Below are 21193 nucleotides of genomic sequence, written 5' to 3' on the forward strand. Positions count from 1 at the left end.
ACGCCACCCAGATCAATCATAGAATCTGATTTTGCTTCGAATTGTCATGTGCGGTCGAATCCCGAAAATCAATCACAGAATCCGGATACCCATAAAATGGAGGAGGGGATGTGGGTAAATACGGCTGTATTTAATAACCCAATATAGCGTGCAATTCGCGCCGCTAGGGGAAATGATACGGCCGCCATTAGGTCGATTCCGAAAAATAGTATTGCCAGATGTGTCATTGACATATGAAACCGTACATGGAGCCAATAAACTATTAAGGGCGTGGTAACCATTCCACTACCCATACTATCTGCAACAAAAAGTCCAGCCAGTCGATATATTAATTTTCGAGATTTATCTGAGCGTACCTCTTTAATTGTTGAGGGAGGTGTGGGGCCGAGCGCTGTTAAATAGGGACGGTAACGGACAATTAGAAGTGAAGATAGGATACTTACGATCAGCCCTAGAGTTAGGTATGTCCAAAAAAGTATCCGTTCGCCTTGATAGGTTGAAAACCCAAGACTATGTGGAGCTGCTGCCGAGAGTGCACCCAAGGCTCCAGCTCCGGTCCCTACCATCCCATAGATCGAATAAATGCGAGTTCTTTGTGTTGCGGGGGTATGGGCTAACAAGCCTTCTTCGAGAGAGTTGGCAAACAATCCAGAGTTAGGGGGGACATAACCCAAGAGAGTTACCGGGAATAGCTCTAGGAGGGAATGGGAATTGACGTATATAAGCCCGGAGATCACCATCATTATTGAAGAAATGAAGAGTAATGGTCCGATCCCGTGTTTTGGGGCTAATCGAGTAAACAAGGCTGTATAAATCGACCCAAACAAGACCGCCACACCAATAAAGAGTCCTAGACCTAGAGCATGTAGTCCTAGTCTTGCTGCAAATAGCGGAAATATAATAGCCATAAAACTAGTTCCCATAGTTCTTAGACCATGCGCAAGGTTTATAACCCATAGGGCTCGATTTATCGGTTGCATAGGTGTTCTCCGGGCTAATTGGTGTGTTGGTATAAAACCCATGGTAACAATGCGCGCGTTCTTAGTCCACCCTGTGCGAATTCAGAAAGACGTTTAATTTAGGTCAAGTAGCCTAATGTCAGCCCCTTGGTGACGGCCTGACACATACGCCTTGAGGTTATTGTCGAGCGTTGCTTTTCTGGTGCAAGATTTACGTTAAAATTAAATGGGATTCAAATCCACAAAGGTTTAAGAGCAAGATAAAAGTCGCGTAACAATATTAGGAGTGGTGGCATGAAACTACAGACTCAGTGGATCACGATAGAAGACCAAGGGCTTCCGATGTCTGCCTATCAGGCAAAAGGGGAGCGTCAATCGGAGGGCGCACCAGCTATCTTGGTAATCCAAGAAATTTGGGGGCCGGATGAACACATTCAGGATATGGCCAATCGTTATGCTGAGGCGGGATATTTGGCACTAGCTCCAGATTTGTATTCTAAAGGAGGGCGTCCCGCTGCGCTCGCGTTTGACCGTATCGAGGCTGTCAAGCGGTTTTTTGATACTTTGCCGCAGCAGGCATGGATGGATGAAAATCTGCGCCAACAGTATTTGAATGCCTATCCCGATGATGAGGCCAGGGATCTTAAAGAAACCTATACGATGTTGTTTAGTCGTCGCGATCCTGACCAAATGGCCAAGGATCTAGCCCTTTGGGTTGACTACCTCAAATCGCAAGGGCATGACGTCGCCAGTGTCGGATATTGCATGGGTGGCGCTCTCGCTTTTCAACTGGCCACCTTGGTGCCCGATCTCAAAGGAGCGGTTTGCAATTATGGGGTTGCACCAGATCCGCAAGCGATGGCTCACATTCAGTGCCCTGTAAAAGGATTTTACGGAGGCGAAGATCACCGGATCACCGATCAGGTTCCCGAGGTGGCCAAAACCATGGCAGCTTTGGGTAAAGAGTATGACTACACAATTTATCCAGGGGCTGGCCACGCATTCTTCAATGACACAAGAGCCTCTTATGCACCCGATGCGGCGCGTGACACGTGGGCGAAAACGCTGGCCTTCTTTGATGAAGTCTTTGCCAAGAAGTAACAGTCACAAGGACCGAGGGGGCTGTTCCAAAAAAGAGGCGGCCTTTTTGTGCAGGGGGCAAAGGAAACATACAGGCCCCCTCCGGTCATTCTTGGAGGGGGCCTTTTTTAGTGATTGTGGGAGATACTCAACATCTCCCATGTGGTTCTCGCTTTTTCCAATCCGCGTAATAAAAACCGCCGGAAGCGGCGGTTTTTTTGTAATCTTATCCCAGCAGGCCGCGTCTAAGAGAAGCAGGAGGGAGAACCGTCGCGAGACGGGCTCATGGGGACAGCAGACCTGCATGGAGACGAACAAGAGCTTGCCTTATAAAGAGACGGTCTATAAATGATGGTGAGGCACGATGCATGTCACGATCACAGTGTCTCTGCCTTTGCGAGCCATAGCACTGTATGTTCTGTGCTGCATTACACGACGCAAGAAACGTCGCTAAACCCTCACATCGCCGCTCCTGCTCACAACAGGAACGGTTCTTACTTACACCATTCGAAAGTCTCTGTGATTATTCAAATCGTTGACCTCGTAAAAAGCCTATGCTCATCAACCGATCTGTAATCTGTAATAAAGATTTTTGCGCTGTGGCATTTCGAACACAGTTTGCAGAGCGATTTGAATCCGAGGAGACTGCTCTCAAACCTGTTAGCAGCAATAGAACGTCTAGCTATTCAAGCAGGTGGGAACGGCAATGTGATGATATTGCACGACCGTCTGGCGCAGCGCTTAAGCGCTTGGAACTAGACTGCCTTGGGGGTGCGATCGCCGCCTAGAAAGCCGGCCCAGCGGAACCTTTGTATCGCCCATGATCGCCTAAGAAAAGACCCCCTCCAAGGATGATCCGGAGGGGCCTTTCTATGCCTCCTACTAAAGAAGGCTGTCTCTTGAGAGATGGCCTCTTATTGCGCTGGGCTTGTGTCAAAGAGGACTTGCAGCACTTCTTGGCGGGATATGGCGCCAAAGTATTCTTCAATAGGCAGCGCTTCTAATATCGGTGCAACCGTGTCTAATTGATAACGCTGTTGGATAAGGGCCGCTTCGAACTCGTGGATGTCGCGTTGTCCTAAAAAGTCTCCGTAAATGCGGCAGGCGTGAATGATGCCATCTTCTACAAACAACCGCACGTCAATACTGCCTTGGGCAAATTTTTCGTGGGCGGTGAGATTGAATGCCGGGGACTTGCCCCAGTTCCAGTCCCATGTGCCGTACCGGCGTGCGACAAGGTCCATGACGGCGGCTTGATCTTGAGGACTCCACGCATAGGCGGGTTCCAGGCCTTGGTTGTGACTGCCGATGATGGTGGCCAACGTGGCGCTAAATGCCTCGAGTGTTACGTCTTTGGGCAAATAGGGCTTGATATTGGTGACCCGGCTCCGTACCGATTTGATGCCTTTGCTTGCGATTTTATCTTGACGGACGTTAAGAACTTTTGCGACCACATCGAGATCTGAGTCAAAGAGAATCGTGCCATGGTGCAATAAATGGTGAGCTGTGCGGTACTGGGCATTACCTGAAAACTTTTGACCTTCTATTGTGATATCATTGCGACTTGAGAGTTCAGCTTTTACGCCGTAATGGGCCAGCGTTTCAATTACCGGCAGCGTAAAAGAGCGGAAGTCATTAAAGGACTGCCCCTGGGTGGAGACAATCAAACTGAAATTGAGGTTGCCCATGTCGTGATAGACGGCGCCACCGCCCGATAGCCGTCTGACCACCGCAATCTGATGTTCGGCTAAGTACAGCTGATGCACTTCTTCTGCGGTGTTTTGATAGCGCCCAATGATGACGGCGGGTGAATTTTGCCACAAAATCAGGTAGTTGTGCGCGGGATCGAGATAGCGCACGGCGTACTCTTCTAGAGCCAAATTGAAGTGCGGGTCATGTGAGGTGTTGACAATCGGAATCATAGGTTTGCCCTTCTTTCTTTATCCGTCATGCACTTGTTCTCATCATAACGCATTTTCAGAAGCAATGATTCTCATTCGCTTTAAGGCGATTCTCAGTTGAAGGCTACGTATAATGGCGCTGAAAGGGGTGGCAACATGACGGAGAATGCAGTGCCGCACGCGCGTACGGAGGTCGTCAGACATTCGCCAGCTGCGCGGTCAATCCGAGAAGTCGTTTTCGGCGTGAATGATGGCTTAGTCTCGATAACGGGACTGGTTGTAGGGGTCACGGCGTCCAACATGTCATCGCACCAAATTCTTATCGCCGCCATCGCAGCGGTCGTAGCCGCCACAGTCGCCATGGCTCTAGGTCAATATTTGGCCACAGTCGCCCAAAATGAGTATTTCTTGGCGGAACGGTCACGTGAAATGCGCGAGGTGCATGAGGTCCCGCATGAAGAAATTGCCGAAGTGGAAGGGATTTATAAAGCGCAAGGCTTTACTCAGGAACAAGTGGAGATGTTGACGAAACACATTACATCGGATAAGGATCGTTGGGTAGACTTTATGATGAAAGAAGAATTGGGGATTATGTTGGAAAGTATGGATCACCCGTGGCGGTCGGCGTTGATTATGGCCGGTGCCGTCATCTTAGGATCGCTACCGCCCGTATTGCCTTATGTCATCATTGCCAATCCGCACACGGCCCTTATTTGGGCGATGGCGTTGGCGGTCACCACGGCATTTGGTTTGGGGGTCCTCAAAGCGGTCGTGGGGAAAACGTCGTGGCTAAAAGGCGGGGCGCAATTTTTGTTGGTGACGGCCATCGCTATCGCCGTCGGAATTTTTGCCGGCCATGGGTTGGCGGACTTGCTCGCATGACGCCAGACGCCCTATATCGACAGGCATTAGCCGACTTGCTGGATGAAGAGGAAGAAGCCGGAGGCGTATGGTTTGACCCTGAAGCGGCCTGGGCGTTTTATGTGCTGTGGCAGATGCTATGGCTGCCGACAATCCAAGGCATGAGCCCGGGTCTGCGAAGAGTTTGGATGGCACAGTGTCGACCGTTGTAGTTCAGACGGGCGGGAAACCGCCTGTTTTTTATGCCCACCAAAAATTTCTTGGAAAAATTTGCTGGTTTCGTCCTTTTTGTTTTAGGATGTCAATAGATGTCTTAAGAAAACATCTGCGAATGTTCAACAGCTATGTCAAATCCTAAATGAGGGGAACCGTGTGAATACTGAACAATGGCCCTTTGTACAAGTCGATGTCTTTGCCCATGAGGTATGGCAAGGGAATCCGGTGACCGTATTTTATGATGTGCCCGCACAGATGGAGAAAGAGGCGCTGCAAGCGTTAGCCCGTGAAATGCATGGGCCCGAAACGCTTTTTGTCACGGAGTGTAGTGATGGCAGCAGGGTGTGCCTTGCGCGGCTGTTTACACCCGAACGCGAGTTATCGTCCTTGGGCCATGCGGCCCTTGGCGCCTATTACGTGCTGCAGCAGCAAGGGAAAACACAAGAAGGCTCGATTCATCTGGCGGCTGCCAAAGAGAGTGTAGTGTGTCATGAGGACGACCAGCAATGGATTTGGATGGCCACCGCACCGTTGATGGTGAAAGGGCTTGCAACAGCTGTCGGCGAGTGGCTTAACCAGTGTGGCCTTGGGCACACCGCGATTAATGGGATGATGCCACCGGCTTGGGTGCCAAGCGAGTTGCCGCAGATCTTAGTGTTTGTGAATAGTGTTCAAGATTTGGCGAAGATCCATGTCAGTCGGGAACATCTGTTGACAATGGACCAAGAGTGGGGTGCCAAGGGGCTTTATGCATTAGCGTTGAGTGGCGCAGGTGCCTTTACGGCTCGTTATTTTAGTGAACATTACCTTGTTGCCCCGGCGGCCGCAGCCATGGCCTTAGGCAGCTACCTTTTATATTGCGCAGGCGAAACCCAAGCCCGTCGTTTTGTGGTCACCACGACCGATGAACGTTTTTCTGAAGTCCATGTGAGGCTCAATACGCAAAGGCCAGGATCTTTAGAGATTGGCGGACACGTGGTGGCTTCAGTTCGAGGTGCTGTTTCGCTAGGGCGTTAACGCCTTCAAGATCGCTTTGAGAAGACTCTGGTTTGAAGTTCCGGCGGAGGATGTGCTGCCGCCGGATCCTGCACTTCCGCTTCCTGTTGAGCCGCAGCCCGGACTGACTTTGGTGGGGGCATGGCCTTTAATGAACACCTCTCGGTAAGCATTGCAGCATCCATTCGATAACAAACCGGTTTTAAAGCAGACGGATTTCCAGACTAAACCAGGAGGTTGGCGAAAATTCTTTTTCGGCTGGCCGGCTAGGGCCATTTTCATAAAATGGGCCCAAATGGGACCAGCGCCCCGGTCACCGGTCAAGCCCAATGGGCTATCATTGTCGTTGCCGACCCAGACGGCTGCAGCCAGCTGCGGCGTAAATCCGACAAGCCAAGCGTCGCGCTGTTTAGACGAGGTGCCGGTTTTGGCTGCGGCGGGACGGTTGATGATGGGCTCGAGGTCATGGGCAGTCCCGACGGAGCTTAATAAGGGCGCGGTGAACAGATTCGTGGTGACGTATGCCACTTGCGGACTTAAGACGCGGGTTTTATGGGGAGCATCTTGAAAGATGGTTCGCCCATTTTGATCGACGACTTTCAGCACGCCAAAGGGCCGAATGCGGTAGCCGCCATTGGCGAGGGTGGAAACACCCCGGGCCATTTCGTAAGGGGTCACATCCGACGATCCGAGAGCCGTTGTCAAATTATCTGCTAGCGGGCTCGTAATACCCATTTCATGCGCCATGTGGATCATGGCCGGCGGTCCTACGGTATCCATCCACTTTACGGCAACAATATTGTCAGATTCCGCAATGGCGCGGCGAATGGTCAATGGGCCATTATACACATGACCATAATTGTGGGGCACATACCATTTGCCATGTCCCGCAGGAAACCGTACAGGCGCGGAATCTTTGACACTTGACGTCGGATAGCCGTCGTGAATAACGGTGGTATATAAGAAATATTTCATGGTCGAACCGGGCTGCCGCAAAGCTTGGGTTGCGCGGTCGAGCTGCGTTTTAGCATAATTGTCCCCACCTACCAGCGCTTCGATGTAGCCGTTGCTCGGGTTGATGGCACAAAGACCTACTTCCGGCTCGGGCACGCCATGCACATCGGTGGTAGAAGGAAGATACCACGACACCGCATTTTGGGCGGCTTGCTGCATAGTCCAATTCATGGTCGTGGTGACAGCATAACCTCCATCATAGAGATTTTTTCCAATCTTCGGATCTAATCGCGTCAATTCGTTGGCGATAAATTTGGTGAAATAGGGGGCACGGTCGCCCAGTGGGGGATTGTTCGCGAGATTTAGCGGCGCGCTTTGGGCGGCTAGTTCTTGGCTTTTCGTAATATAATGCAGGCTTTCCATGCGCGCAAGGACGACATTGCGGCGTTGACGGGCAATTTCCGGATGAATATAGGGGTCGTCATAAGAAGGGGCATTCACGATGCCCGCGAGTAGCGCGGCCTCCGGCAAGGTTAAGTAGCGGACGGAATGACCGAAATAGGTTTCAGAAGCCGCCTCAACTCCATAGGCTCCTTCCCCAAAATAGACGTCGTTGAGGTACATGGACAAGATTTGGCGTTTATTGAACATGGTGGAGAGTTTTAGGGTAATGAATAGTTCTTTGAATTTGCGAGAAAATGTCCGCCTATCACTTAAATAGAGATTTTTGGCCAATTGTTGGGTAATCGTGCTTCCGCCTTGCAAAATCTGGTGACTTGTAATGTCGACCAGAGCCGCGCGAGTAATGCCTAGGGGATCAATCGCCGGTTCAATCCAATAGGTATCGTCTTCAATAGCCACTAGGGCATTTTGCATCGACGCAGGGACATCCTGATAACTAACGGGGATGCGGTTTTCAGCCCCGGTGAGCACGCTGACCAAATGGCCATGTTGGTCATAAATTCTCGTATCAGCAGGCAATTGTGGTACGGGCAGAGCCAACCACGCGGTGGGTAAGAGCAATACGGTCGCGCCAATGACCACAGCCGGTAAACTGATGGTCGCGGCGGTATTGCCAATGCGGTCGGTTAGCCGCCTAATCCATGCGGTCAGACTTGAGCGTTTGCGGTTTTTGCGCTGCCGGCGACTTTCCATGACAGAACCCCTTTCGTCCCTTGTTTGGGTTAGTATGGCGTATCGTCAAGGCAATCATTGCACCATTGTCTTCCACAATTGCTCAAATCTGTCGGGTTTGGTGCTTGCAGTATGAAAGCTGGCGGCAATGGTCACAATTCCTTTGTGTCGGAATATGACGACTGTCCATCAATTAAAGATTGTATTCCTCTGGACGTTTGCTATAATTTGCAAGGAAATTTGTCCGAATAAGGAGGCACACCGTTGCTCGAAACCCCAAAGAAATTTACGCTCGTGTCTGGTTCAGCAGAAGGCCCGAGCCGGCTTAATGCATTTGACAATGCGCTGTTGGCGGCTGGGATTGGCAATGTCAATCTTCTGCGTGTCAGTTCGATTCTTCCCCCTAAAGCCATTTTGGTGCCGCATTTGGAGATTATTCCAGGCCAACTGCTGCCTACGGCGTACGGAACCATTACCTCAGACTTGGCCGGGGAGAAGATTGCTGCGGCGGTCGCAGTCGGCATTGGCGAAGAGGACGAATATGGCGTGATTATGGAGTTCTCCGGACGCTGTGGACGCGAAGAGGCGGAGGAGACGGTCGCCGAAATGGCTCGTGCTGCCTTTGCCCAGCGCAAACGGACGCTGAAAACCGTGTTGGTGCAATCTGCGGAACACCAGGTAGAGTCCATCGGCTGCGCATTTGCTGCAGTCGCGTTGTGGTATTAAGCCGGAATCACGGCAGAAAGGCGGATGAACAGCGATGAATACCTGGTTTACAGAATTACAGACGCAGGCAGTGAGTCTGGGGTTGAAAGTGTCACGGGTGCTGTGGCACGAACAGACGCCATATCAAGAATTGGCGGTGTTGGACACGGTGCCGTTCGGGCGCATGTTGGTATTGGACGGGGCCATTCAGACGACCATTCAAGATGAGTTCGTCTATCACGAGATGATTACCCATGTGCCTTTGACTTTACATCCCCAACCACGCAAAGTGGCCGTCATTGGGGGCGGAGATGGGGGGGCCATTCGGGAAATCCTGAAACACCCAAGTGTGGAAGAGGCTCACCTGATTGAGATTGACGAAAAGGTTGTCGAGGCAAGCAAGCGGTTTCTTCCGGAAATTTCGGAGGCCCTTGACGATGAAAGGGCCCATGTGCACTTTACCGATGGCATTCGTTGGGTGCAAGAAGCGCGCGATTTTGACCTGATTATTGTGGATTCCACGGATCCGGTAGGACCGGCGGAAGGCTTGTTTGTCCCCGAGTTTTACCGTAGCATCTATGACGCCTTAAGTGAGAATGGGATAATGGTCGCGCAATCGGAGTCCCCCTTTTTGCAGCCCCATATTATCCAACGCGTGATGACGGGGGTCTCGCAGTCTTTTCCCGTGACCCGCTTGTATCTGGCTGCTATTCCTACCTACCCCTCGGGGTTATGGAGCTTTACGCTAGGGTCTAAAGAGACACTGGGGACGCCCCGTTCTGTTTCCTTCCCGACGCGGTATTGGACGCCGGAAATTCAGCGCAGTTGCTTTGCCTTGCCTCGGTTTGTGGAGGATCTCATTCGATGAGGGACGTCTTTAGCCGCACCGATCGCTTCTTAGGCATGAATGCCGATTTTGAGCAAGCCCAATGGGTGTATTTTGGGATTCCGATGGATTTTACCGTGTCGTTTCAGCCGGGCTCACGGTTTGGTCCGGCCCGGGTTCGCGAGGCGTCTTACGCTATTGAAACCTATTCGTTAGCGCAAGATCGGGATTTGGAAGATCTTCAGATTCATGATGCAGGTGAAATCGAGTTGCCATTTGGCAACGTCGAAGAAAGTCTTGCTCGCATTAACTTGGCCGCTGAGACTGTATTGTCGCAGGACAAGAAGTTTTTTGCTCTCGGAGGCGAGCACTTAGTGACTTTGCCCCTGATTCAGGCTGTGGTCAAGCGCTATCCTGATGTGGTGGTCATCCATTTTGACGCGCACGCAGATTTGCGGGAAGACTATATGGGCGAAAAACTTTCGCACGCCACGGTTTTGCGCCGGGTCAGCGAATGGATTCAACCCGGACACCTCTACCAGTTTGGGATTCGTTCCGCGACCCGGGAAGAGGTGCGATATGCCCGGGAGTTTGGTCACTTTTTCCCACATGAAGTGGTTCAGCCATTAAAACAAATGATGGGTGAGTTGCGAGGGCGTCCCGTGTATGTCACCATGGATATTGACGTCATTGATCCGGCATTTATGCCGGGGACGGGGACACCCGAGCCCGGGGGAATTTCGTCCCGCGAGGCCCTCGAAGCTGTGAGCCTGTTGAAGGACTTGAATGTGGTGAGCATGGATTTAGTGGAAACCATGCCCGCTCATGATTTGTCGCAGCGTTCAGCAGTGTTGGCAGCTAAATTGGTCCGGGAAGCCCTCGTAGCAATGGGGTAAGAGGGCAGGAGGAATTTCCATGGCACGATTAGATGACGCGCGCTTCGCCATACAAGAAGGGATTGCTCAGTGGTTTGCGCGTCAAGGCCACCCAGAATTGGCAGACCTTGCGGACGTGGACGTTCCCACGGAGACGGGGCATGGGGATTTGACCACCAGTGTCTGCTTGCGCGCCGCTAAGCCGATGCGAACGGCTCCGCAAGCCTTGGCCCAACCTTTGGCCGAATTTTTGCGTCAGAGCATACCAATGTTAGCGTCGGTTGAAGCGGCGGGCCCGGGCTTTCTTAACTTCACCTTGCAGACACCTTGGCTTGCCCAAGTCGTCAATGATATTCGTGTGCAAGGGCCCCAATATGGGCACAATGATGCGGGTCAAGGGCAACGAGTGCTGATTGAATTTGTATCGGCCAACCCGACGGGACCTTTAGTCATTGTGAGCGGACGCGCGGCTGCCGTGGGTGATGCCATGGCGCGCATCATGAATGTTAGTGGATACCATGCGGATCGCGAATTTTATGTGAACAATGCCGGCAACCAGATTGGGAAGCTGGGCCATGCGATATTCTTGCGCATTCAAGAACTCCAGGGCCACATCATAGAGGAGTGGCCGGAAGGGGTTTACCCAGGAGAGTATGTGATCGAGGTTGCGCGGCAATACCTTAAGCAGCATCCCGCATTTGTGGCCGAGCAGCCAACCCCTGATACGTTGTGGATGCTTGGACAATATGGGGCCGAAGTCCTTCGTTCTGAGCAAGAGCAGGTGTTGAAAACGTTTGGCGTAACATTTGAGCACTGGACGTTTGAAAAGGACCTGCGGGACCAGCAGGCTCCGGAGCACATTGTGCAGCGTCTCGAGGATTTGGGTGTGGTGCAAGAAGCAGAGGGCGCGAAATGGTTTATGTCCACGCGGTTTGGGGACGACAAGGACCGCGTGTTAGTGAAATCTGATGGCACGTACACGTATTTTGTCCCCGATGCAGCCTATCATGCCCAGAAATTTGAGCGTGGCTATGATTGGGTGATTGATTTATTAGGCCCGGATCATCATGGCTATATTGGCCGTATGCGCGCCTTGGTTACGGCTTTGGGCTATGCCCCCGATCACTTTGATGTGATGATCATTCAATTGGTTAGGCTTGTGCGTGATGGCGAGCTCGTGCGCATGTCCAAACGGGGTGGGCAATTTGTGGCGCTTGCCGACCTGATTGAGGAAGTAGGCGTGGATGCCGCGCGGTTCTTTTTCTTAGAGCGGGCTCCCAATACACCGATGGATTTTGACTTGGGTTTAGCTGAGTTGAAGAGCAACGATAATCCGGTGTTTTACATTCAATATGCCGCGGCGCGGATTCATAGTGTCTTACGCCAGTGGCGAGAGAGTGTCCATGCCGAATTAATTTGGGAGCCGGCGTTATTATCCCAGCCCTTGGAGCGTCGATTGCTGTTTGTCTTGGCGCGCTATCCGGATATTGTGAGGCGAGCAGCATTAGACCGCGCTCCGCAATATCTGCCCAAGTATCTGACGGAGTTGGCCCAAGCCTTTCATTCTTTCTATCGCCAACACCGCATATTAGACGAGGCGCCAGCTGTCACGATGGCCCGTGTTGCCCTTTGCGAAGCGACACTTTCGGTACTGAGTTTGGGATTGGGCCTTTTAGGCATTAGTGTTCCTGAACACATGTGATGAAAAAGCGCGTGTGGTACGGCTGGTTTTCGCTGGCGTGATGAATCACGGCGAAAAGCAGCCGTATTTTCTTTCTCTCCGTGACCATTAGTCGTTTGTCGCGTATGGCATAATGAACAGCATATGTACACAATCAAGGGGGATATGGGGTGTCCGATTCAGATGTACTCGAGGAACTTGTCATGGAGGTGGAGCGGTTTGTCCGCCTGGGCTGGCGCTGGCGTGCTAAAACCGATACGCCTGCGCTAAATGGCGCAGAGATTCGAGCGCTGATGATACTCTATCGGCATCATGCGATTAGCGCCTCCGCCTTAGCAGACAAGATGGGAGTCGGGCGCCCTGCCACGTCATCGGTCTTGCGACGCCTAAGGGATTTAGGGTATGTAGGACAAGAACCCGATTCCCAAGACCGTCGGCGCCACTTTCTTACCGTCACCGCGTTAGGGCGGTCGATGGTGGAATCGGTGCGGACTGCGAGGCACGCGATGTGGCAGCAACATTTAAAAGCTTTGTCGCCTGATGATCAGCAGCAACTGCTAGGGTTGCTGAAAAAAGTTAGCGATAGTAGCAAGGAATTCTCTCAAGATGAAAGGCGCTAAAGCGTAGCCATGGGTATGGGAAGCCGCACAATACAAGAGGGCGTCGTGCGGCTTCAGGGGAGAAACTAAGCGAGATCAACCTGCTGCGTGAACAACCCGGCGGGACCGCCATAGACCAATGGCGTAAGCCTAGGGCAATCACCGGTAATCCTGCAGCCCATGGTCCTGGCATTCAAAGCAATTTTACCGAGTCGGTCGCGGCTGGATCAGCGAACTTCGCAACGTGGTTTGTGCCTTTAAACACACCACAACCCAACACATCAGAAAATAAGCCCAAGCCTTTGCGTGGCTTGGGTCAGACATGTCACAGGAACATAGGCAGCTAATAGAAACCACCGAGCTCTAATAAAGGCGTGAAATCTTCTCATTGTCCGTCAAGATTTTTGATATGCCATAGGGTTTTGGAGGATGTCTTGAGCCCATGCTTCCAGCAATTGGGCCAATTGCTGTCCACGTTCTAGCCATTGATGCCAGAGGGTTCGGTCCCATGAACCTGAGCGCTGTAACGCTTGGATGAGGGAAACGGTTTGGTGGTGAAACACTTCATGATCCCGGGCGATTTGTTGATGCTCGCCCTCTGTGCGCAACGTGTCGAGAAGTTGGCCCACACGGCAACCATGGAAGTCGCCTGCGCGCTTGATGTCTGGTACTGGGCCGGATTTCAGAGCCGCTTGATACAACCGGTACCGCCACAGGTAGTGATCGGTTATGGCCAAGCGCAATTGATCGGCTACGGCTAAGCTGCCTGCGGCTTCAATTGCGTTGTGCCGGTTCTGCTCGGCCTGCTGTACGGCGTCGGCGAGAAACCGAGTGGATTGCCCAAAGGCTCCGACGGTTGCATGCACAGCTTGTTGCTGAGCCGCCAGACGCCCCGCGACCGCCTCTAACGAAGACTTTTGTTCCTGCACGGCAAGCAATGTGGTCGTTAACAAAGGCAAGATGGTTTCAAGCGATTCGACGATGCCACCGAGAGCCGTCTGGGTTTGCTCTACCGTGTGGCCCATAGCATCCGCATCACTTTGGACAGCAGTCGAGACGCCTTGGGTACGGTCTGCTGCCTGTGTACCGTATCGAGCACTTTTAGTGCATTATTGGTGGAGCTTTTCGTGCGTTGGGCAAGCGCCCGAACCTCATCAGCGACGACCGCAAATCCACGCCCAGCGTCACCAGCGCGCGCGGCTTCAATGGCCGCATTGAGCGCTAAAAGGTTTGTAGAGTCGGCAACTTCTGTCACCACTGAGACCAGTTGTCCCACTTCATGCACCTGCGAGGTGAGTAGGGTAACTTCACGCACTACGCCAGAGACTGCTGAAGAGACTTGACTTGCAGCGGCTTGAAGGTGGGCGGGGACATCATCTGCCAAAGCTACGTGCTTGCGGATGATGGTTAAACCATCTTGGACCTGCTGTGCATGACCTGCTACCGTCTCTACGGCTGCCGTTACTTCTTTTGTGGTTGTCGCGATGCCTTCAAGTTCATGACTAGCTGCTTGCAGATCCCACCACGCTTCAACTAGGTTCTCATAGGCATGGATGACAGCGTTTAGTTGCTCGCTCCAGGCCAATGCCATGGATGATGACATAATATCCACCTTTCGTATGCGAAAAATAAATGGCTTTGTCAGACGTAATATGTAGGCTTTATCCCCCTGCGTAGTGATAACGACATCACTCTTTAGGACGGGCGGTCATGAAATCCCGGGCGACTTACCCCTGCTGATCTTGGCTATAATGGGGGAGTTGTGTCAATAGAGACGCACACCAGGAAATTATGGCGAGCTAGTAAGTTTCACATACTTTACCGCATTGGGCAGTTGGGAAAAATTTTCTGTGTGAAGTGGGCATGATGAACAAGGGAATTTAGGGTGAGAGCGCGAATATTGCAGGTGTCGGTCAGTTGATGGCCGAAGATGCTGCCCAGCATCTTGTTCGGACTGGCTTCCTACGTGAATGATGAAAAATTCAGCTTGTGGTCCTTGGTCTCAGTTGCCCCTGGCGGTTTTGCGTTTTAGGGAAGGTCCAAGGAGAGGTCGGCGCTGCGCGCTTTGCTGCGGTGAGAACGATACGGCAAGACGATGGAATGCGCATTCTCCGTGGTGGTCTTCAGGACGACATGACAAAGGGGATTGATAAGGAGGACGAGTGGGTGAATCAACCACAGAGAGTGGGTCTTGACGCCAATGTGTTAGGACGGTTTGACGCCATTATCATGGCGATAGCGGGCAGTGCTCCGGCGTATTCCATCGCGGCGTCGACTGCCGTGTTAATTGGGGCTGTGGCCATGCAAGGGCCTGCAGCATTGCTCTATTGCGGCATTCCGATGTTTGGTATTGCGTGGGCTTTTATGTATTTAGGGAAGATGCAGACCAATGCGGGGGCGAGCTACGCGTGGGTGGGACGATCGTTGCATCCTATTTTGGGCTATATCGCGGGATGGGCGCTCTTGGTATCGGCAACCTTGTTTATGGTGGCGGGATCGTTGCCCGCGGGATCGGTGACGTTAGCGCTCTTTAATCCGCATTGGGCCAACAATGTTCTATTGGTGACGATTGTCGGGAGTTTATGGTTTATTGCCATGGCTATCATGGTGATGATTGGGATACGGATCACGACCCGGGTGCAGTGGATGATGTCGGCGGTGGAAGTCGCTATTTTGCTTGTTTTTGCGGTGTTGGCGATTATCCATGCCAGCACAGATGCGCGCATGCATTTTTCCTGGTCATGGTTTGCGTTGACAAAATTCAAAGGGGTGAGCGGATTTGCAGCGGGCGCGTTAGTCGCCGCGTTTTACTATTGGGGCTGGGACGTCAGCGCAAACCTGAACGAAGAGACGAAAAACGCCAAGACATTACCCGGACAGGGGGGCCTGTACGGCGTGGTGATTGTGTTTCTCTTGTTTGAGATTTTTACGGTGGCGACCAATATGACGCTATCGGCTTCTGTGATTAATGCAAACAGTGCGGATGTGTTGGCCGTGCTAGGCCAGAAGATTTGGCCAGGGGTCGGCGGCACTATATTGTCCTTTGCGGTGATGCTTTCGACGATTGCGACGTTAGAAACCACGCTGATTCAGGTGACACGCTCGTTATTTGCGATGGGACGGGACCACACGTTGCCGCGGGTCTTTGCCGCGGTCCATCCGCGGTGGCGGACGCCATGGATTGCCAGCATTGTCGTCGGAATTCTTTCTTTGGTCTTATTTGTGGCTTCGAACTTTATTGGCTCTGTGAGCACGATTATGACCGATGCCATTAATGCGATTGGCTTGCAAATTGCGATTTATTATGGCTTAGCGGGGCTAGCTGTGGTGGTGGCGTACCGCGAATGGCTCTTCAAATCCTTTAGCAATTTGCTGTTTATCGGGCTTTGGCCTTTGATCGGAGCCTTGTTTATGTTTTGGATTCTTTTCCAGTCTCTGGAAAGCTTAGGGGCTACCACAGTGCTGATCGGGATGGGCTCGATGGTGCTGGGGCTTATTCCCCTAGGCATCTATTGGGCGCAGGGACAGCCGTATTTTCGTCAAGCTCCGTTGCAGCCGGCGACGGATGATGTGCCCAATGACCAGGTCGCCGTAGCTGACTAAACGGCTATGAAGACCGCTGGGAAGCTCAAGGCTCCCCCCAAGATTGTTGGGGGGAGCCTTTTACTTTGCAAGATGGGGGTTCGTTGTGGTTTTGAGAGACAGCAGTGTCAACGCTGCAATGAGCAAAATGAGAGCGGCATTCACGTCATGCACAGCGGTGGTTAAGCGCAGAGCTTTGATAGCTAAAGAGGAGCGTTTAAGGGGTTGCCACATCAAAAAGACTAGACCGCCCAAGAGCCCAGGCCCTAGGGTGTTGCCAATATTGCGGGCTAAATTATAAAAGCCTGTGGCACGCCCTAAAGAGTCCGGCGCAATGGCCAATTGCACCATCGTTAAGGTTGTCATAATGACCACGCCGACGCCTAAGCCTAAAAAGATATTGCCTAGAACAATCCACGGCCATTGACCTGCGCTTGTAGCCAAGTCAGGGAGCACCAGACCTATCATCATCCCTAAAAACCCTAGGCGCAAAGTGGCGGCGATGTGAAGACGGTGAATCAGGGGAGACGTCATAAGGCTGCCGACCGCCCAAGCCACGGGCAATGGTAAGATAGCGAGACCTACTGCTTCCGGCGAAAAGCGCCAGGTCATAGACAACCACAGGGGTACAATGAGTACGGCGGCGTACAGCGACCCGCTGGCCACAAGAGCCAAAAGGCTGGGCCACGAGACGGGCTTCTCAAAGAGCCAAGTCATGGGAATGAGTGGATGGGCAGCGCGTCTTTCCGCATGTATCCACAACACGAACATCCCCAGTGCTGCCACCAGCAGTCCTGACCCTAAGAGGTGGAAGGAGGCGTGCTGCCATGCGGTTACGGCACTAGCGGCGGCACTCAACCAGCCGGCAAGCCATAAGGCGCCTGGCGCATCGAACGGCACGGACGTTGTGCGTGGTGGAGAAGAACGAAGAGAACCCAAGACGATAAGAGCTAGCACGCCAAGAATGATATTCACGGCAAACAGTCCGCGCCATGATAGCCACTGAGCCGTTATCCCCCCGAGTGTGGGGCCTAATAGGCCGGCAAGTCCCCACATAGTGCTCAGCCGCCCTTGCATCTGAATCCGCTCAGATCCTTGAAAATGGCGGCCCATGAGGATTAATCCCAGAGTCAGAATGCCTCCAGCGCCGGCACCCTGGATGAGGCGGCCGACAATAAACCAGCCCATGGACAAAGCGGTGCCGCTGGTTAACGATCCGACTAGAAAGATGCCAATACTCCACTGGTAAAGAATTTCTGGCGGTTGGTAATCGGAGAGGTAGCCCGTAATAGGCGTGAAGACGGTCGTCATCACCATAAAGCCCGTGAGCATCCAAGGATACCAGGCTAAGCCTCCTAGTGACTTGGCGATGGATGGGCCAATTGTGCCAACGACCGTACTGTCCCACGCCGCCAGGAAAGTGGCCAACATCACACTAGTCGTTAGACGTTGAAGATCCTTCATGAGGGGTTTCTCATTCCTTCCCAGGCAAGTTGTAAAGGCACGGCACATCCTGACGTTAGAGGTTCGCCATGGCGAAATGCCCAAATCAAAGAGATAAAGAAGGTCGATAACCAGTGGTCCGCCAACTGTGCTGCTGACAGGTCAGAGCGCACCACGCCAGCTGATTGCGCGTGTGTTATTAACGGGTCGAAGATGTGATGAAGGCTGCTAAGGCGTCCATCATCCCACGGCTCTGCGAGCAACTCGGCTTCAATAATGTAGGGCAGAAGGGCATAGTCTTGTTCGGCGACCTGTGTTAAGGCTTTTGTCGCCTGATGTAAGCCGTCGATAGGAGGCAATGCCAGCCACTTTGGCAAAGATGGCAAAAAAGTGTCGGTGAGGTGGTCCACATATGTGGTGAAGATGGCTTTTTTAGTAGGAAAATGCACAAAAAATGAGCCTTTGGAGACGCCGGCAGCGCGCACAATCTGGTCGACAGACGTTTGCTCAAATCCTTGGGTGCGGAACAGGTGTAGGGCGGTTGAGAAAATTTTCTGGTGCGTTGCGTGTTTTTGCACAGTGCGAGTCGACATAGGGGATGCTCCTTTCTGCAGCCGATTATAAGAAGGCATAATGACCATAGTCAATGGCTTTAGTCAGTGACTGTGGTCATTATTGATGAGAACAAGATTCTGTCTCCCTGCCGAAAGCAAAGGTGTTATCATAGAGTTATGAAAACGGTGGCTTGGATTTCAGGAGCAGCGGCGGTAGCTGCAATCGTAGTAGGTGGTATTTGGCTCGGCTCGCAAAGTGGTCACTGGCATGTGGTGCACGTACATCATGAAAGCGTGACGATTCCTGCCTCATGGCACGCATTAGACCACGGACAGGCTTATGTGGAGTCTGGACATCATGGCGAGGGGCTACGCTTTTTAGCGCGATTTTCCTTGAACAAGCTTCCACGGATGGCAAAACCCATTACGCGGGTCTCGCCGCACATACACGAATGGAAAATCGTACGACATAAGCAAGTGACGTATTACGCGGTATGGACGGATCACGGTGGCACGAAAGCGATTCGGATTCGCGTGCCTAAGTCTCAAGAAACTTTGGGACAAACGGTTTTGGGGAGTTGGCAACCTTCGTAATCTTAGGGGACAAAAAACTGCAAAAAAGGCCGCGAATCCGGACGGAAGCGACTGCTTGGTTGATCCGGCGGGGCGGGTCTTGAGGTATCAAACGCGCCTTGATGAAAGGCAACCCAGATCTGGGCTTCTTCTTTACTCGCGCAAGATTCAATGGGACGGTTGCGCAAGGATCGTCTCGCTTTGCGTAACTCCTGTTCTTCGTTATGCAAAATGCGCAAAATCACAGGATGAGTAGGCTTAAATCCCGTCCAAGCGATAAATTGCGAAGGCAGCGCATTGTTACGGGAATGATTACAGGCTCGGCACGCAATGACACAGTTGTCCATTGTGGTGCGGCCGCCCCAAGAAATAGGTAATACATGCTCTAATGTGGATCCTGGTCCATGGCACCATGCACAAGTATAACCGTCTCGCCGTCTAACCATCCGGTAAACCTTACGGTAGGCCATTGGCAGATAGTTGAGGTGCAGCACGCCGTCGATAAGACGTGCCAACCCATCTTGGAGATTCTGTTCAGCTTTGGCTAGGGAACATGGCGTGAGAGCGCGCCCTTTTAAGTCCACAACCGGAATCTTCTCCACAGCCGGGTCGTTCATCGTGTGGCCTCCTTCTCCTTAATTATAACAAAAGGGAGGCGAGTCGCCCAATCGTTTGTCCACAACGCTGTGGATGAGTGTGAATAACATCGTGGATAACTTGTCTTATCCGGGTCGCCGAATAACGTTAAATTTGCCGGCTTTACGAACGTCTTGTGATTCAAAAAAGATGTTGCGAGCGGTCTGCCCCGTAATGTCATTCCATTCGGCAGGCGACAACAGTGGTTTCAGCGCTTCAAGCTTCTGCCATTCGTCCATAAAAAGGCTTTCTGCACCGCCACTGCCAAAGACTAATCGGGCCGCACCAAGTTGGCGCAAAGCTTCTTGTAACAGGTCCAAGGGCACTAACGAGGTTTCGAGATAACAATGCGCATGGCGGTGGGCTAGCAACAGGACTTCGTCCCAGAAAGGGCGCATTTGCCCGGAATGGATGAAAATCACGGGGCATTGCGGAATAGCTGATAGAAACTCATCCCAGAGCAAAGGTGATTCATACCGCAGCGGATTAGGCCCGGGACCGGTGTGAATGACAACCGGGCGCCGAAACCGGGCCATGACCGATGTCAACGCCATAATACCAGCGTCATAGGGCATCAAGCGGTCGAGCGCTGGATACAGGAAACAGCCGGCAGCGCCGCTCTCGAGCAAGTCGTTTAAAGCCTCAGCCTGGTGAGCTCGGGCCGGCGCCAAAGCCAGCCACCGTGGATTCTCTTGGGCCATGGCTAAGAGCTGTCTTCCAGCGTCTCGCACATCATCTGCGAGAAGCGCCCCCCAGTCACAGAGGACTTTTTTTTCGGCTTCCGGTTCAATCGCTTTGCGAGCAAAGGTCGTCATGCCGACAGGCGGTGGGCACTGCGGGATATAACTGGAGACATCAGTCACGCCGAGTTGGATCAACGGTGCCTGGGGATCGTCGGCCATTAAGAGGACAGGTTCTTCACCAGCCATGCTTAACAGGCGGCCTTGGTGCGCAATGAGGGCGCCGCCTAGGTAATTTTGTCCAGAAAATCGTCCGATAATGGGTGCGACAACCACGGTCGCTTGGATTTCCAAGCTGTGACTGACGGCGAGTTCTTGCATGTGGTTCCGCTCGGTCACGGTGCGAGGGCTGGCTGCCATCACCACCAGTTCGGGTTGAAGGGCTTGAGCTTGATGCCATAAATCTTGATCCCATGCATCGAGCCCTAACAAAATGACGATGCGCCCCCAGCGGGTGTGGATGGCGGTGATGCCTGATCCGGGTTCAAACCATGGCCGTTCCGTGGGTTGGAAATTGACTTTCGACTGGGTACCGACAATGGTGCCATCTTTCTCGACAACGAGTCCGCGTTGTTGCTTTTTAATGGTCACGCCATCTAAGACCCGAACCGAGCCCGTCACGACAATCAGACCCAATTCACTGGCCACGCGGCTCAGCGCCTGTGTTAAACGATTGGGGATAACTTCTACCGGATTTAAACCTAAAAACCATTCGGGTAAGACGGCAATATCCGCACCGCGGCTGGCCGCCTGACGGACGGACTCGACCGCTCGCGCCAGCGCTTTATCAAGATCCCGCTGGTATGCGAGCTGGCAAACCGCAATGCGGGGTATAGACATCCGGTATCCCTCCCTTGATGTTAGGGTAAGTTTACCTT

The 21193-nt window shown here is 52.5% G+C and carries 18 protein-coding genes and 1 pseudogene; 11 read left to right on the forward strand and 8 right to left on the reverse strand.

Going from position 1 to position 21193, the window contains the following annotated elements:
• Positions 1–1253 precede the first annotated feature (1253 nt).
• The gene (locus CO251_RS11205; RefSeq protein ID WP_103375912.1) at positions 1254–2060 is read left to right on the forward strand and encodes a dienelactone hydrolase family protein; all 807 of its coding nucleotides are present in this window, start codon (positions 1254–1256) and stop codon (positions 2058–2060) included.
• A gap of 893 nt (positions 2061–2953) precedes the next feature.
• On the opposite strand, the gene CO251_RS11215 is transcribed toward CO251_RS11205, so the two are convergent.
• Positions 2954–3961, reverse strand: a complete 1008-nt coding sequence (locus CO251_RS11215; RefSeq protein WP_103375914.1) for a lipoate--protein ligase — start codon at positions 3959–3961, stop codon at positions 2954–2956.
• A gap of 135 nt (positions 3962–4096) precedes the next feature.
• On the opposite strand from CO251_RS11215, the gene CO251_RS11220 reads away from it, so the two are divergent.
• The 3 genes from CO251_RS11220 to CO251_RS11230 all read left to right on the forward strand — a co-directional run bounded on the left by CO251_RS11220 (position 4097) and on the right by CO251_RS11230 (position 6034).
• Positions 4097–4822 carry a VIT1/CCC1 transporter family protein gene (locus tag CO251_RS11220; RefSeq protein WP_103375915.1) on the forward strand — a complete coding sequence of 242 codons (726 nt, stop codon included), beginning with the start codon at positions 4097–4099 and terminating at the stop codon, positions 4820–4822.
• Entirely contained in the window at positions 4819–5013 is a 195-nt protein-coding gene (locus CO251_RS11225; protein WP_103375916.1) for a hypothetical protein, read from the forward strand. The genes CO251_RS11220 and CO251_RS11225 overlap by 4 nt, the downstream gene beginning before the upstream one ends.
• 160 nt (positions 5014–5173) lie before the next feature.
• On the forward strand, positions 5174–6034 hold the full coding sequence (locus tag CO251_RS11230) for a PhzF family phenazine biosynthesis protein (RefSeq protein ID WP_158246306.1): 861 nt from the start codon (positions 5174–5176) through the stop codon (positions 6032–6034).
• Here CO251_RS11230 and CO251_RS11235 read toward each other — a convergent pair.
• Entirely contained in the window at positions 6023–8122 is a 2100-nt protein-coding gene (locus tag CO251_RS11235; protein WP_103375918.1) for a transglycosylase domain-containing protein, read from the reverse strand. The genes CO251_RS11230 and CO251_RS11235 overlap by 12 nt on opposite strands.
• 243 nt (positions 8123–8365) lie before the next feature.
• On the opposite strand from CO251_RS11235, the gene CO251_RS11240 reads away from it, so the two are divergent.
• The 5 genes from CO251_RS11240 (at position 8366) to CO251_RS11260 (ending at position 12808) form a co-directional block, all read left to right on the forward strand.
• A complete protein-coding gene (locus tag CO251_RS11240) occupies positions 8366–8827 on the forward strand; it encodes a pyruvoyl-dependent arginine decarboxylase (protein WP_103375919.1) in 462 nt (153 codons plus the stop codon).
• Between the two features lie 34 nt (positions 8828–8861).
• Complete coding sequence (speE, locus tag CO251_RS11245) at positions 8862–9674, forward strand: polyamine aminopropyltransferase (protein WP_103375920.1); 813 nt, start codon at positions 8862–8864, stop codon at positions 9672–9674.
• Positions 9671–10528 carry an agmatinase gene (speB, locus tag CO251_RS11250; protein WP_103375921.1) on the forward strand — a complete coding sequence of 286 codons (858 nt, stop codon included), beginning with the start codon at positions 9671–9673 and terminating at the stop codon, positions 10526–10528. Before speE ends, speB begins: the two co-directional genes overlap by 4 nt.
• A 19-nt stretch (positions 10529–10547) precedes the next feature.
• On the forward strand, positions 10548–12209 hold the full coding sequence (argS, locus tag CO251_RS11255) for an arginine--tRNA ligase (RefSeq protein WP_103375922.1): 1662 nt from the start codon (positions 10548–10550) through the stop codon (positions 12207–12209).
• Between the two features lie 149 nt (positions 12210–12358).
• Complete coding sequence (locus CO251_RS11260) at positions 12359–12808, forward strand: MarR family winged helix-turn-helix transcriptional regulator (protein ID WP_103375923.1); 450 nt, start codon at positions 12359–12361, stop codon at positions 12806–12808.
• A gap of 374 nt (positions 12809–13182) precedes the next feature.
• On the opposite strand, the gene CO251_RS11265 is transcribed toward CO251_RS11260, so the two are convergent.
• Together CO251_RS11265 and CO251_RS17915 are read right to left on the reverse strand one after the other, a co-directional pair.
• The gene (locus CO251_RS11265) at positions 13183–13812 is read right to left on the reverse strand and encodes a hypothetical protein (RefSeq protein ID WP_103375924.1); all 630 of its coding nucleotides are present in this window, start codon (positions 13810–13812) and stop codon (positions 13183–13185) included.
• Positions 13813–13903: 91 nt separating this feature from the next.
• Positions 13904–14390, reverse strand: a pseudogene (locus CO251_RS17915) (methyl-accepting chemotaxis protein); the annotation flags it as partial.
• A 563-nt stretch (positions 14391–14953) separates the two neighbouring features.
• Between CO251_RS17915 and CO251_RS11275 the strand changes: the two are divergent.
• Positions 14954–16390 (forward strand): APC family permease, encoded by a 1437-nt coding sequence (locus CO251_RS11275; protein ID WP_242968564.1) that lies wholly within the window; start codon positions 14954–14956, stop codon positions 16388–16390.
• Between the two features lie 60 nt (positions 16391–16450).
• Here CO251_RS11275 and CO251_RS11280 read toward each other — a convergent pair whose 3' ends face one another.
• Positions 16451–17833 (reverse strand): MFS transporter, encoded by a 1383-nt coding sequence (locus CO251_RS11280; RefSeq protein ID WP_158246307.1) that lies wholly within the window; start codon positions 17831–17833, stop codon positions 16451–16453.
• Positions 17830–18405 (reverse strand): TetR/AcrR family transcriptional regulator, encoded by a 576-nt coding sequence (locus CO251_RS11285; protein ID WP_158246308.1) that lies wholly within the window; start codon positions 18403–18405, stop codon positions 17830–17832. Before CO251_RS11285 ends, CO251_RS11280 begins: the two co-directional genes overlap by 4 nt.
• A 138-nt stretch (positions 18406–18543) precedes the next feature.
• Between CO251_RS11285 and CO251_RS11290 the strand changes: the two genes are divergently transcribed.
• Positions 18544–18960, forward strand: coding sequence for a hypothetical protein (locus CO251_RS11290; RefSeq protein ID WP_103375928.1), 417 nt, complete (start codon positions 18544–18546; stop codon positions 18958–18960).
• Between the two features lie 2 nt (positions 18961–18962).
• Here the strand turns inward: CO251_RS11290 and CO251_RS11295 are convergent, their stop codons facing one another.
• The gene (locus tag CO251_RS11295) at positions 18963–19556 is read right to left on the reverse strand and encodes an HNH endonuclease (protein ID WP_103375929.1); all 594 of its coding nucleotides are present in this window, start codon (positions 19554–19556) and stop codon (positions 18963–18965) included.
• Positions 19557–19661: 105 nt separating this feature from the next.
• Positions 19662–21155, reverse strand: coding sequence for a nitrilase-related carbon-nitrogen hydrolase (locus tag CO251_RS11300; RefSeq protein WP_103375930.1), 1494 nt, complete (start codon positions 21153–21155; stop codon positions 19662–19664).
• Between the last annotated feature and the right edge of the window lie 38 nt (positions 21156–21193).

The sequence above is a fragment of the Sulfobacillus sp. hq2 genome (assembly GCF_002903155.1).
In the GTDB taxonomy this organism is placed as follows: domain Bacteria; phylum Bacillota; class Sulfobacillia; order Sulfobacillales; family Sulfobacillaceae; genus Sulfobacillus; species Sulfobacillus thermotolerans.